Annotated in this window: 11 protein-coding genes; 4 read left to right on the plus strand and 7 right to left on the minus strand. The window is 33.8% G+C overall.

Annotated features, from left to right (window positions below; all coding sequences use genetic code 11):
* The first annotated feature begins 65 nt into the window (after positions 1-65).
* Positions 66-1,493 carry an MATE family efflux transporter gene (locus QLS65_RS03435; protein ID WP_282715223.1) on the plus strand — a complete coding sequence of 476 codons (1,428 nt, stop codon included), beginning with the start codon at positions 66-68 and terminating at the stop codon, positions 1,491-1,493.
* Positions 1,494-1,529: 36 nt separating this feature from the next.
* On the opposite strand, the gene dusB is transcribed toward QLS65_RS03435, so the two are convergent.
* Positions 1,530-2,522: a tRNA dihydrouridine synthase DusB gene (gene dusB, locus QLS65_RS03440; protein WP_282715225.1), complete on the minus strand. Its 993-nt coding sequence runs from the start codon at positions 2,520-2,522 to the stop codon at positions 1,530-1,532.
* A gap of 281 nt (positions 2,523-2,803) precedes the next feature.
* Here dusB and lepA point away from each other — a divergent pair, with 281 nt between their 5' ends.
* Positions 2,804-4,600, plus strand: coding sequence for a translation elongation factor 4 (lepA, locus tag QLS65_RS03445; protein ID WP_282711015.1), 1,797 nt, complete (start codon positions 2,804-2,806; stop codon positions 4,598-4,600).
* Positions 4,601-4,660: 60 nt separating this feature from the next.
* Here lepA and QLS65_RS03450 read toward each other — a convergent pair whose 3' ends face one another.
* A complete protein-coding gene (locus QLS65_RS03450; RefSeq protein WP_282715227.1) occupies positions 4,661-5,593 on the minus strand; it encodes a 1-phosphofructokinase family hexose kinase in 933 nt (310 codons plus the stop codon).
* Between the two features lie 108 nt (positions 5,594-5,701).
* On the opposite strand from QLS65_RS03450, the gene thiL reads away from it, so the two are divergent.
* Positions 5,702-6,748 carry a thiamine-phosphate kinase gene (gene thiL / locus QLS65_RS03455; RefSeq protein ID WP_099714143.1) on the plus strand — a complete coding sequence of 349 codons (1,047 nt, stop codon included), beginning with the start codon at positions 5,702-5,704 and terminating at the stop codon, positions 6,746-6,748.
* Positions 6,749-6,808: 60 nt separating this feature from the next.
* On the opposite strand, the gene QLS65_RS03460 is transcribed toward thiL, so the two are convergent.
* The 4 genes from QLS65_RS03460 to QLS65_RS03475 form a co-directional block, all read right to left on the minus strand.
* Positions 6,809-7,495, minus strand: a complete 687-nt coding sequence (locus QLS65_RS03460) for a response regulator (RefSeq protein ID WP_282715229.1) — start codon at positions 7,493-7,495, stop codon at positions 6,809-6,811.
* 21 nt (positions 7,496-7,516) lie between these two features.
* Complete coding sequence (locus tag QLS65_RS03465) at positions 7,517-9,547, minus strand: tetratricopeptide repeat-containing sensor histidine kinase (RefSeq protein ID WP_282715231.1); 2,031 nt, start codon at positions 9,545-9,547, stop codon at positions 7,517-7,519.
* 105 nt (positions 9,548-9,652) lie between these two features.
* Entirely contained in the window at positions 9,653-9,934 is a 282-nt protein-coding gene (locus QLS65_RS03470) for a 3-oxoacyl-ACP reductase (RefSeq protein ID WP_282715232.1), read from the minus strand.
* A 177-nt stretch (positions 9,935-10,111) separates the two neighbouring features.
* Entirely contained in the window at positions 10,112-10,924 is an 813-nt protein-coding gene (locus QLS65_RS03475) for a LytR/AlgR family response regulator transcription factor (protein WP_282715234.1), read from the minus strand.
* A 461-nt stretch (positions 10,925-11,385) separates the two neighbouring features.
* On the opposite strand from QLS65_RS03475, the gene QLS65_RS03480 reads away from it, so the two are divergent.
* Positions 11,386-11,916, plus strand: coding sequence for a DUF3575 domain-containing protein (locus tag QLS65_RS03480; protein WP_282711022.1), 531 nt, complete (start codon positions 11,386-11,388; stop codon positions 11,914-11,916).
* Positions 11,917-11,966: 50 nt separating this feature from the next.
* Here QLS65_RS03480 and QLS65_RS03485 read toward each other — a convergent pair whose 3' ends face one another.
* Positions 11,967-13,508, minus strand: a complete 1,542-nt coding sequence (locus QLS65_RS03485; protein ID WP_282711023.1) for a glycine--tRNA ligase — start codon at positions 13,506-13,508, stop codon at positions 11,967-11,969.
* Positions 13,509-13,577 lie beyond the last annotated feature (69 nt).

Here is a 13,577-nt window from a genome sequence, read left to right on the forward strand (position 1 = left end):
ACTTTATTTACTTTTAGGTCCAGCTAATACGTCTGGACTGTCCATCTTATTAATCCTAATTTATCATGACAGAAACAACAATAGAAAAAAACTTGTTTTCTCGAATTTTTACAACATTAAAACAAGCTATCAAAGGAGATGAATCTTTTGATTATACCTCTGGAAGTATCAAAAAAGGAGTAATTCTTCTAGCCATTCCCATGGTATTGGAAATGCTTATGGAATCCGTTTTTGCTTTAGTCGATTTATATTTTGTCGGTCATTTAGAGCAAAGCAGTTATGCTATTCAAGCGGTTGGCTTAACCGAATCAGTAATCACGATTGTTTATTCTATTGCTATCGGAATTAGTATGGCTGCTACTGCGGTTGTTGCTCGTAGAATTGGCGAAAAAGACCCTGTTGCTGCTGCAAAAGCAGGAATGCAAGCCATTATTATTGCATTTGTTATCAATACAATAATCAGCATTTTTGGTTTTATTTACGCCAAAGATATTTTGTTATTTATGGGAGCCTCTATTGAAGCTGCTGAATATGGGCTAAACTTCACTCGAATTATGATCGGCGGAAGTTTATGCATCATGCTTTTATTTCTTATTAATGGAATATTCCGTGGTGCAGGAAATGCTGCCATTGCCATGAAAAGTCTTTGGTTGGCTAATATTTGCAACATTATTTTATGTCCCATATTAATTAATGGATTTGGACCTATTCCTGCTTTTGGATTAATGGGTGCCGCAATGGCAACAACTATCGGAAGAAGTATTGGTGTTTTGTACCAATTGTATCATTTATTTAATGGCAGGGGAATATTAAAAATCATACCTTCTTATTTTATTCCAGATTTGGAACAAATAAAAGCATTGGTAAAAATCGCTGCTCCTGGAGTATTACAATTTGTAATTGCTTCCTGCAGTTGGATATTTCTGGCTCAATTGGTCGCCACAACCGGTGGAGATCATGGTTCAGCTGGATATCAAACGGCATTGCGCATCATGATGTTTTTTATTCTTCCTGCTTGGGGATTAAGTAATGCCGCAGCGACTTTAGTAGGTCAAAACTTAGGTGCTAAAAAAATTGAACGTGCCGAAAAATCAGTTTTTACCACCGCAAAATACAATGTAATTTTTATGGCGATTATTACGGTTATTACACTGATTTTTTCCCGATCTCTGATTTCATTTTTTACTAACGACCTGATTATTCAAAAGATTGCCGTTGAAGCATTACAGACAATGTGTTTGGGATATGTTTTTTACGGAATAGGGATGGTTTTAATTAATACATTCAATGGAGCCGGTGATACCTGGACTCCAACAATGATTAATTTTTTTGGATTCTGGTTGTTCCAAATTCCGTTGGCTTATTTATTATCCAAATATTATAAAATGGGACCAACAGGTGTTTTTATAGCGATTCCTATAGCCGAAACCGCAATTACTTTGGCAAGTATTGTTCTCTACAAAAGAGGAAAGTGGAAACGCATCAAAGTATAACAAAAAAGGCTTAACAATTGTTAGGCCTTTTTTATTTTAAACAACTTCATATCCTGCATACGCTTCTTCAATCTCATTCAAAGCAGCAAATAATTCTTCAGGACGATCCAGCGTTACTAATTTTTGTTTGTAAGGTTTAAAAGAATGAATTCCTTTGAAATAATTGGTGTAATGTGGTCTTGTTTCAACAATTCCTAATCTTTCACCTTTCCATTCCATTGCCCAAGTGAGGTGATTTCGTACGGCTTCTACTCTATCAATAACAGTAGGTTTTGGCAAATGCTCGCCAGTTTTGAAGTAATGTTTGATTTCATCAAAAATCCAAGGATAACCAATTGCGGCACGACCAATCATGATTCCGTCGATGCCGTATTCATTTTTATAGTGTAATGCTTTTTCTGGAGAATCAATATCTCCGTTACCAAAAATAGGCATCGTGATTCTAGGATTATTTTTTACTCGGGCAATGTGCGACCAGTCGGAATGACCCTTGTACATTTGTGCACGAGTTCTAGCATGTATGCTCAAAGCGGCAACGCCAATATCTTGTAAACGCTCAGCTACCTCATCAATATTAATGGAATTATCATCCCAGCCCAAACGGGTTTTTACAGTTACCGGCAAATGCGTGCTGTCGATAACAGCCTGAGTCAAACGAATCATCAAATTAACATCTTTTAAAACTCCGGCACCAGCACCTTTGCAAACCACTTTTTTGACAGGGCAACCAAAGTTTATGTCTATTAAATCTGGGTTTACTGCGGAAACAATTTTGGAGGACATCGCCATTGCTTCTTCGTCTCCGCCAAAAATCTGGATTCCTACGGGCCTTTCGTAATCGAAAATGTCTAATTTCATTCGGCTTTTGATGGCGTCACGAATTAATCCTTCGGAAGAAATAAATTCCGAATACATCAAATCAGCACCATGAGCTTTACACAATCTGCGGAAAGGCGGATCGCTCACATCTTCCATAGGTGCGAGAAGTAAAGGGAATTCGGGTAATATTATGTTGCCAATCTTGATCATCTTCATTTAATTTGGTGCAAAATTACGTTTTTTAGATGAAAGGATAAAAGAAGAAAGAAGAAAGACTTAGTATTAAAGCGATTAGTTTGCGAATTCGGGACTTTGAAACTGTCTAATTTAGCTTATATTTGCAGATTAATTGTCGCTGTTTGGCGATTGCGTGAGGGATAGCAGCGGAAAGCCCACAGCAAAGTGTAGCGACAGCGGAACTTTGCGAGGACTTGAAACGCATGGCCCGACCCTTGTGGTCACGCCCAAAATAAATTTGATATAAACGGAAAATGAAACATATTAGGAATTTTTGCATTATTGCACATATTGATCACGGAAAAAGTACGCTTGCTGACCGATTACTTGGTGCTACACAAACAGTAACTGCTCGTGAAGAAAAAGCGCAATTGCTTGACAACATGGACTTGGAGCGTGAACGCGGGATTACGATTAAGAGTCACGCGATTCAGATGGAATACACGTATAAAGGACAAGAATACATCCTGAATTTGATTGATACTCCGGGACACGTGGATTTTTCGTATGAGGTTTCTCGTTCGATTGCAGCTTGTGAAGGCGCACTTTTGATTGTAGATGCTGCGCAAAGTATCCAGGCACAAACGATTTCGAATTTATATTTGGCTTTGGAGAATGACTTGGAAATTATTCCAGTTTTGAATAAAGTAGATTTGCCAAGCGCCAATCCTGAGGAAGTGAGCGATGATATTATCGATTTACTTGGATGTAAATTAGAAGATATTATTCACGCTTCAGGTAAAACTGGTTTTGGTGTTGAAAATATATTGGCAGCAATTATCGAAAAAATTCCACCTCCATCAGGAAATGTTGACGAACCGTTACAAGCATTAATTTTTGACTCGCATTACAATCCGTTTCGTGGTATTGAAGTGATTTTCCGTGTAAAAAATGGACAGATTAAAAAAGGCCAGAAGATTAAATTCATGGCTACCGGAAACGAATATTTTGCAGACGAAATTGGTACTTTGAAATTAAACCAGGTTCCGAAACAGGTGATTTCGGCAGGTGATGTTGGCTACTTGATATCTGGAATTAAAGAAGCGAAAGAAGTAAAAGTAGGTGATACGTTGACCGATGCAAAAACGCCAACAACAAATATAATCACTGGTTTTGAAGATGTTAAACCAATGGTTTTTGCGGGAATTTATCCTGTGGATACCGAAGATTACGAAGAGTTGAGAAACTCGATGGAAAAACTGCAGTTGAATGATGCGTCATTAGTGTTTTTACCGGAAAGTTCAGCAGCTTTGGGATTTGGTTTCCGTTGCGGATTCTTGGGAATGTTGCACATGGAAATTATCCAGGAACGTTTAGAGAGAGAGTTCAACATGACTGTTATTACAACAGTTCCCAACGTTTCGTATTTGGCTTACACCAAAAAAGATCCGACAACACCACTTATAGTAAATAACCCTTCGGACTTACCGGAGCCATCTCGTTTAGACCATGTTGAAGAACCTTTTATTAAAGCAACCATCATTACCAAATCTGATTATGTTGGAAATGTAATGAGTTTGTGTATCGAAAAACGTGGATTGATTACCAATCAAACATATTTGACTACAGAACGCGTAGAATTGACTTTTGATATGCCGTTGGCAGAGATTGTATTTGATTTTTATGACCGTTTGAAAACCGTTTCTAAAGGATATGCTTCCTTTGACTATACGCCAATTGGGATGCGAACTTCTAATTTGGTTAAAGTAGATATCTTGTTGAACGCTACCATTGTGGATGCTTTGTCATCTTTGATGCATGCCGACAATGCGTATTCTATTGGAAAAAAAATGTGTGAAAAACTGAAAGAATTAATTCCGCGCCAGCAATTTGACATTCCTGTTCAAGCTGCAATTGGGGTAAAAGTAATTTCACGTGAAACCATAAAAGCGTTGCGTAAAGATGTAACTGCCAAATGTTATGGTGGAGATATTTCCCGTAAACGTAAATTATTGGAAAAACAGAAAAAAGGTAAAAAACGTATGAGATTAGTGGGGAATGTTGAAATTCCACAAGAAGCGTTTATGGCTGTTTTGAAGTTGAATGATTAAAAATTATTTTAAATTATAAATGAAACCTGACGATGTAAAAATTGTCAGGTTTTTTTGTTTTTATTTATTCTTCAACCATTCAAACAATCGTTTTCCATCTTCGAATTTAAATAATTGGGTTCCTTCATTCATCGTTGCTGCTGAACCGCAAGCGACTCCCCAACGAATAACTTCTTTCAGGCTTTTATTTTGCGAAAGCGCCCAAACCATCCCACCAACCATACTGTCACCGGCACCTACTGTGCTTTTTTTGGCAACGTTGGGAGCTGGTACAAAATCATAGGAATCTTTTGTAACCAATACTGCACCTTGCGGACCAAGGGAAACGACTACGATTTCGGCTCCGCCTTTCGCAATGATTTGTTTTGCGGCTTCGTTTACTTCTTCCAGTTCCAACCGCTCAACGCCTATTAATTTTGCAAGTTCTCCAACATTGGGTTTGATCATATAAACACCAATTTCTAATGCTTTTTTTAAGGATTCACCAGAGGTGTCCACAATTAACTTAGCATTTGATTTTTTGGCTATTTCAGCAATTTTTTGATAAAAATCTATTGACAAACCTTCATTCAAACTTCCACTGGCTACTAGAAATTTTAGATCAAAATTAGCTATGGTTTCTAATATTCTTTTGCTTTCTTCTTCTAAAATTTTTCCGCCTGTAAATCCAAATCGGTATTGTGAATTGGTATTATCATCTACCGCAACAAAACTTTCTCTCGTCCAAGTTTGGACTTCGATTGCTTTAAATTCAACTGATTCTTTACTAACCAATTCCTCAAGCATTTTACCCATTGGTCCACCTGAAGTAAATACAGCTAAAGATGACCCTCCTAGACGGGAGATTGCCTTAGAAACATTGACTCCACCACCTCCCGCATCATAACGAGGCTCATCACATCTTATTTTTTGTTCTGGGACTAATCCTTTAAAATGAGTGCTTTTATCTAAAGCAGGATTAACTGTAAGCGTAACTATATCAAATGATTTCATCTTTCACAAATTTTACTACTCTAAAGGTCGGATAAAATTCATAAAAATTGGTACAAATCAAGGCGAATATTTCTTCGTATATTTGCAACCTCAAAAACAATTAAAATAATGATTGAAGATAAAAACCCACAACGAACAAGTATTGCTCAATTAGGAGAATTTGGATTGATAGACCATTTGACAAAAAACTTTGAAATCAACCAACCTTCGACTTTAAAAGGAATTGGAGATGATGCTGCCGTTTTGGATTTCAAAGATAAAAAAGTAGTTGTTTCTACAGATTTATTGATAGAAGGCGTACATTTTGATTTGGCTTACATGCCCTTAAAACATTTAGGTTATAAAGCAGTCGTAGTAAATGTTTCCGACATTTGCGCGATGAATGCCAAACCAACGCAAATCACGGTTTCTGTTGCTGTATCAAATCGTTTTCCTTTGGAAGCATTAGATGAATTATTTGCAGGAATTACGCATGCAGCGCGTGAATATAATGTAGATGTTATAGGTGGCGACACTACCTCATCACAAAAAGGATTAATCATCAGTATAACTGCCATTGGAGAAGCAGATGAAGAGGAAATCGTGTATAGAAATGGCGCTAAACAAACTGATTTATTAGTGGTTACTGGCGATATTGGAGCTGCTTATATGGGATTGCAAGTTTTAGAAAGAGAAAAGCAAGTTTTTCAGGTGAACCCAAATTCACAACCAGATTTAGACGCGTATACCTATTTAATTGAACGTCAATTGAAGCCCGAGGCACGCAAAGATGTCCGCACTTTATTACATGCTTTAGAAATAAAACCAACTTCAATGATTGATATTTCTGATGGATTATCATCTGAGATTATGCATTTGTGTAAGCAGTCCAAAGTGGGTTGTAATTTATACGAAGACAAATTACCTATCGATCCAACATTTATTAATGTTTGTGAAGAATTTAATATCGATAGCACGACCGTTGCCATAAACGGAGGAGAAGATTACGAATTGCTTTTCACAATTGCCATGGAAGACTTTGAAAAAATCAAAGCAAATCCAAATTTCACTATTATTGGTCACATGACACAAGAAAGTGAAGGCATTCATTTAGTAACTCGCGCCAATACAAAAATTGCCTTAAAAGCACGTGGCTGGGATGCTTTGACACAATAAAATTTCTTTAAATAAAACAAAAAACGACACCAATTAAGTGTCGTTTTTTTGTTTAAGAAATTAAAAAAGTAATCCTTTGCTTTTAGCTTCTCGGACTAAGTCGATATCGCTACCTTCTTCTATCTTTAATAGTTCTTTTAATTTTATTTTTCGCCTCTCAATTGCTCCTAATGAAATTGGAATGTATTGAGGAATGTCACTCAGCTTAGTTCCCTTTGAAATATGAAATAAAATTTCTTTGTCAAATTGATCAATTTCTATACTATCTTCTTCCGATTGAGATAACATTTTTAGAACAGACTGACTATAATATTTTTCATTTTTTATAACTTTATCAAAAGCGAAAAGTAATTCATCAAATGTTAAATCATTTTTTATGACCAATCCATTAGGATTTATAGTTTTGATAATGGTTTTTATTTTTAATAATTCTGTATACATTGTAAGCAAAATTATTTTACAGTTTGGCATAAATTCCGATATTAATCTTGCCAAATCTTCTCCAGAATAAATATTTTTTTCTTCATAAGGTGGCATACTAATATCTAAAAAAGCGATATCAAACAACAAAGCATCTGGATTTGTAATAATGCCATAAGCCGATTCGCAATCTTTAGCTTGAGTTATAAAAAACTCAAATTCATCAGGATTATATCTAGCAATTGCATTTTTGTATCCTTCTATAATAAAAGGGTGGTCATCAACGATTAATATATTGTTGTTTTTTGTTGATTGGTCAATTATCATTTCTATATAAGTTTTTTATATTTATTCTATTGGGACTGTAATTGTTATAATTGTCCCTTCTCCTTTTTTTGATTTTATATCAACGACTCCATCACATTCATTGGTTCGAAAAAGTATATTCTGCAAGCCTATTCCTTTTTTAGCTGTTTTAACATTAAAGCCTATTCCGTCATCACTCATCATCAAAATTAGATGATCCTCTTCTTTTTTTAGTTCAATTTTAATGTTATCAGCGGTAGCGTATTTATTGATGTTTTGAAGTGCTTCCTGAAGAATTCGATATAAATTAATTTTGACCGAATTGCTTACTAATTCCCATTTTATACCCGAATCAATAATTGAAACTAATTTTGATTTAAATGTCTTTTTCTGGTCTTCAAATAGGTTGTCAACAATAGCAACGAAGTTATTAATTAATTCTGATTTTTCTCTATTTAGATCATGAGAAATTTCACGAATATCCTGCTCAATACTTTTCAGCTCTGTTAGGTAGTTATTTCTTTTTTCAACAGCAGTTCCATCATCAATTTTATTTAGACTGTCTAGGTTAATCCGAACTCCAAACATCCTTCCTAAAACGCCATCGTGTAATTCACGAGCTACTCTTTTTTTCTCCTTAATTCTAATCCCTTCAATGGTATTCTGTTGTGAAATCATTAAATTATAGATTTCCTCATTTGCTTTTTGCTGTTGTTGTTTGAACTGTAACTCTCGATTTTTAGCTTTCTGCGTTTTAATCACAAAAGTAAACAACCCTAACATTGCTAATCCACTGAAAATAAAAACTAAATTCCTATTTTGAGTTGTTAAACTTGTGTTCTCACTCTTTATTTGATCTGTTTCATACTCTATGCGGGTAAATTTTTCACCCATATTCCTTTCTACCTTTTGCAAACTATCATTGATGTGAATATATTCTTTAGTATAAACTGATGCTTTTTTGGGCTCAATAATTGCTAATTGTTTAAGACCTCCTAAAACATTTCTGAAGTTTTTAGTTCTTCTAGAAAGTTCAAGCGCCTCTTTAGAATAATTTATTGCTTTAACAGTATCTTTTTTGGAAGCAAAATATTCTGATAAATGAATTTTATTCAGAAAAATACCCGTCGTTAATTTTAGACTGTCTCTAATTTTTAAGGACTTGTAAAACATATCAGGAAGACCATCAGTCTCTTTTAATTTACTTTTAGAATAAGCTAAATTATCCAACAACATAGCATACAAAGAAACTTTATCAATACTTAAATTTTGTTGCTCTAATCCTTGCTGAAAATAGATTTTAGCTTGTTTATGTTCATTTAAATTTTGATAAACTAGCCCCATATTATTCAGAGAAGTCGCTTTTGATTGAAACTGTAATGCTATTACATTATCATCTATACTAGACAAGGCTTTTTTATGGTAAGTAATGGCATTATCATATTCTCCAATTTCATTATATATTACGCCCAATAAATTATAGGACTCATATAAAATATCATTAGCTTTTTCACCTTTTATAACGCGTAAAGCATCAAACACTTCTAATTCACTTCCCGAAAAATCATTTTCACCATATCTTAGATAAGCTTTACTTAGACGCGTTTTAGCTAAATTATAAGTGTCGTCTAATTTATCATAAATTTTTTCAGCATTGGAATAATTTAAAAAAGCACTTTCTGAGATGGTTTGTGTACAATAATAGTCTCCTAAATAAGTATAAGCCTTAGCTATGTTTACAGAGTCCTTACTACTAACTGAATTTTCTAGAACTAGATCTACTGTAATTTTAAAATCCTTCCAATTATCCATGTTATAATAACGGTTGGCAACTCTGAACAAATTAACTCTATTTAAAGAGTCATTTGATTGGAGTTTAATAATGTTTAACGCTTTCCGATTAAACTGTTCTCTCTTCTCTCTAGTTGATTGAAAGTCATTTGCTAAAGTTAGATATGATGAAAGACTGTCTTTAGACGTTATTACATTATTCTCTATTTCATTTTTTTTGGAACAACCAAACAAAACAAAAACCAGCAATAATACTTTATATATGTTATAAGTCTTTTTCAATAATTAATTTTGAATTTCATCAAAAATACTAAAACTATTGACATAAAAAAAGGCTATCAAAAATTTGATAGCCTTATTATTATTTTTAAATTAAATTTAAAAAATTTAATCAATTTTTTTGTTTCCTCCAACACTAGCTCCGCCTGTTAAATCTATTTTTTTATTTCCTCCAACACTAGCTCCGCCTGTCAAGTCTATTTTTTTATTTCCTCCAACACTAGCTCCGCCTGTTAAATCAATTTTTTTGTTTCCTCCAACACTAGCTCCTCCTGTTAAATCTACTGAAAAAGAATTTGTTAAAACTGTATTAGTTTTTTCAGGTGTAGTAAAAGATGTTAATATCATTACTAAAGAGAATAATCCGATTGTTAAGATTGCTTTTTTCATAATTTGGGTTTTTATGTTGTTGTTTTATTTTGTCTTACTTTTGGAACCACATTTACATGGGATTCTTTTGTAAAATTACAGAGACAACTTCAAAAATTCCTACAAAAAAAGGCGTTTATGGTAGAATGTAGCCATTTGATAGTGAATGACCATCAAATTAAAGTGGATGACTGTTTTTTAAATTTCTAGATAATTTCCATTGGAAAAATCAGAAATAATTAGGTCGATATTTACTTTATATGATTTGGAGAAAGGAAGTTTTACAGCACTATTCTTAATATAACACACTGAATTCCCACTATGAATCCTAGAAATATAATTACGATTGACTATATAACTGTTATGAATTCTAATAAAAGGAAACGATAAGACGCCTTCAAAATGCTTCAATGTTTTGAAAGCAGTTATCATCTCACCATTATTTAGATATATATCCGTAGAATTATTATCGGCTTGAAAATAGCAAATATCTTTAGCATCAATATACTTGTAATCACCATAGGATTTGATACACAGAATTAGAGGCTGATCTTGATTTTGGATTTCTTGTCTAACTAAAACTGTCGGTTCTTTATCAGCAACTGATGACTGTTCTAAAAAAAATTCTTTAGGGGCAATTGATTTGTTTAATTTTAAAACCGATTTTACAACATCTATTCGTGCCAATGGTTTTATTAAATAATCAAAAACCTCATACTTTATAGCATCAAAAGCTAAATCTTTCCTAGCCGTAGTGATGATAATTTTAGGAATTACTTTCAAATATCTGTATAACTCATTAATTAGAGTCAACGACAAATTACTGGCCGGATTAACTGGGTCGATTTCCAAAAAAATTATTTGTGGAGTATGTTCTAATATTAGATTTAAACCCTCTTCATAATTATTAGCCGATGCTACAAAATCGAGTTCTGAAAAACTATCAGCTATGGCTTTAGTTTTCAAAACACTTTCTTGATCGTCGTCAATAATAATGTACAAATAATTCATCAATGGTTTTTCCTGAAATTGTTAGGCATTACATTAAGTCTTCAAAGTAAAACATACTTCAAATTATTAAGCGACTATGGTAGTTTTGGGAAACTAATTAAACAAAAAATGCTTATTTAACATTCTAAAAATAAGCATTTAACCTTTTTTTTATATGTGTTGTTAATATGTTCTTAACAAATGTTGACATGTTAAGATGAAGTACAAATAAATCCGATAAAGAGCGTTGTTTTTATTCTCAAACCAGTTAAAAATTAAAATCATCTAGTAAACCACACCAAAAACACCTCGTTACTATCATAAAAAAATCTCATAGAAAAGGGATTTCTTCTAGTATTAGTTATGTAAAGAGTAACAACATCAAATACTATTTATTGTAACCGAATTAACCAACAAAAAAATGATTACTAAAAATACTTTTTTTACAAATTTATCTTACTTTTATGCGAAAAATTAACCCTATGAAAAAACTATTTGTATTAATTTGCTTAACTTTTTCGTTATCTGGTTTTAGCCAAGAAAAAGAGACAATCGATTTCAAAAGAAATGAATTAAAAGGAAATGCTCTTTTCTTAGTATTAGGAGCTGGTGAAATTGCTTATGAACGACTAATAAATGAAGATGCTGGATTAGGAGTTTCTTTGTTTTTTGTTAAAGAGGAAGATTTTGACACCCAATTTAGTTTAACACCATATTACCGTGCCTATTTTGGAAAAAAAACAGCAGCAGGCTTTTTTGTTGAAGGGTTCGGAATGATTAACTCGGGGAACACGGGAAGTTATTCAGAATACGATTCAGTAAATCAAAACTATTATACTACTGAAGGAAAAAAATTCACAGATATTGCCTTGGGTTTTGGTTTAGGTGCAAAATGGATTCAAAAAAGAGGATTTATTTTTGAAATAAATGCGGGTATTGGCAGGAATTTATTTAATAGCAATAGCCCCGAGGTTGTTGGACGAGGCGGAATAACGTTCGGTTATAGATTTTAAACAAAAAAGCTTCTCAGTCGAGAAGCTTTTTTTTATATGGTCGAAACTAATTACATTTTCATCAACCAGTTTTTCATTGAAACTTCATTTTCGATAATTGATTTCAAATCTGCAATCGCCACACGATCTTGTTTCATGTTATCTCTATGACGAATAGTTACTGTTTGATCTTCTATTGTTTGATGATCGACTGTAATACAAAACGGAGTCCCTAAGGCATCTTGTCTTCTATAACGTCTTCCTACCGCATCTTTTTCATCATAGGACACATTAAAATCCCAACGTAAATCGTCAATAATTTGATGTGCAATTTCCGGTAATCCGTCTTTTTTTACTAATGGTAAAATAGCCGCTTTTGTTGGTGCTAAAACTGCCGGTAATTTCAGCACTGTTCTTGTCGATCCATCTTCTAAAGTCTCTTCTTTTAATGAAGTTGCAAAAACAGCCAAAAACATTCTATCTAATCCTACTGAAGTTTCTACTACGTAAGGAACGTAATTCTGATTCAATTCGGCATCAAAATACTGTAATTTTCTACCTGAAAATTGTTCATGTGCTTTCAAATCAAAATCAGTTCTTGAGTGAATTCCTTCCAATTCTTTGAACCCAAAAGGGAAATTAAACTCAATATCAGCAGCTGCATTCGCATAATGTGCTAATTTTTCGTGATCGTGAAAACGGTAATTTTCTTTTCCTAAACCAAGTGACAAGTGCCAATTAAGTCTAGCTGTTTTCCAATGCTCGTACCATCTCATTTCATCGCCTGGACGTACAAAAAATTGCATTTCCATTTGTTCAAACTCACGCATACGGAAAATAAATTGTCTCGCAACAATCTCATTTCTGAAGGCTTTTCCAGTTTGTGCAATTCCAAAAGGAACTTTCATTCTTCCTGATTTTTGAACATTCAAGAAGTTAACAAAAATACCTTGAGCTGTTTCCGGACGCAAATATAAATCCATTGCAGAATCCGCTGAAGCTCCAAGTTTTGTTCCAAACATCAAGTTGAATTGACGTACTTCGGTCCAGTTTCTTGAACCTGATTCCGGGCAAGCAATTTCTAATTCTTCAATTAATGCTTTTACATCTTCCAAATCTTCGTTACCAAGAGAACGAGCCATTCTTTCCAGAATTTCTCTTTCTTTGGCTTTGTACTCCATCACACGGGCATTTGTTGTTACAAATTCCTGTTCGTTGAATGCATCTCCAAAACGAGCACGCGCTTTTTCGATTTCTTTGATTGCTTTCTGATTTAGCTTTTCGGCATAATCTTCAATCAAAACATCGGCTCTATATCTTCTTTTTGAATCTTTGTTATCAATCAATGGATCATTGAAGGCATCTACGTGACCAGACGCTTTCCAAGTGGTTGGATGCATCAAAATTGCCGCGTCAAGGCCAACAATGTTATCGTTCATTTGAACCATTGCTTTCCACCAATATTCGCGTATGTTCTTTTTTAATTCTACTCCGTTTTGTGCATAATCATAGACTGCACTTAAACCATCGTATATTTCGCTTGACGGAAAAATAAATCCGTATTCTTTTGCGTGCGAAACTACATTCTTAAATAAATCTTCTTGTTTTGCCATAATGATGCAAAAATATAAAAAGTGAACTTAAAAAAAAGAAAATTGTTAAAGATTGAAGCATTGATTTGT

The organism is Flavobacterium algoritolerans (assembly GCF_030010385.1).
Lineage (GTDB): Bacteria > Bacteroidota > Bacteroidia > Flavobacteriales > Flavobacteriaceae > Flavobacterium > Flavobacterium algoritolerans.

What these genes read in the sequence shown, in the direction of transcription:
- QLS65_RS03435 (WP_282715223.1), top strand. Translation starts at nt 66, where the DNA reads ATGACAGAAACAACAATAGAAAAAAACTTGTTTTCTCGAATTTTTACA.
- dusB (WP_282715225.1), bottom strand. Translation starts at nt 2,522, where the DNA reads ATGATCAAGATTGGCAACATAATATTACCCGAATTCCCTTTACTTCTC.
- lepA (WP_282711015.1), top strand. Translation starts at nt 2,804, where the DNA reads ATGAAACATATTAGGAATTTTTGCATTATTGCACATATTGATCACGGA.
- QLS65_RS03450 (WP_282715227.1), bottom strand. Translation starts at nt 5,593, where the DNA reads ATGAAATCATTTGATATAGTTACGCTTACAGTTAATCCTGCTTTAGAT.
- thiL (WP_099714143.1), top strand. Translation starts at nt 5,702, where the DNA reads ATGATTGAAGATAAAAACCCACAACGAACAAGTATTGCTCAATTAGGA.
- QLS65_RS03460 (WP_282715229.1), bottom strand. Translation starts at nt 7,495, where the DNA reads ATGATAATTGACCAATCAACAAAAAACAACAATATATTAATCGTTGAT.
- QLS65_RS03470 (WP_282715232.1), bottom strand. Translation starts at nt 9,934, where the DNA reads ATGAAAAAAGCAATCTTAACAATCGGATTATTCTCTTTAGTAATGATA.
- QLS65_RS03475 (WP_282715234.1), bottom strand. Translation starts at nt 10,924, where the DNA reads ATGAATTATTTGTACATTATTATTGACGACGATCAAGAAAGTGTTTTG.
- QLS65_RS03480 (WP_282711022.1), top strand. Translation starts at nt 11,386, where the DNA reads ATGAAAAAACTATTTGTATTAATTTGCTTAACTTTTTCGTTATCTGGT.
- QLS65_RS03485 (WP_282711023.1), bottom strand. Translation starts at nt 13,508, where the DNA reads ATGGCAAAACAAGAAGATTTATTTAAGAATGTAGTTTCGCACGCAAAA.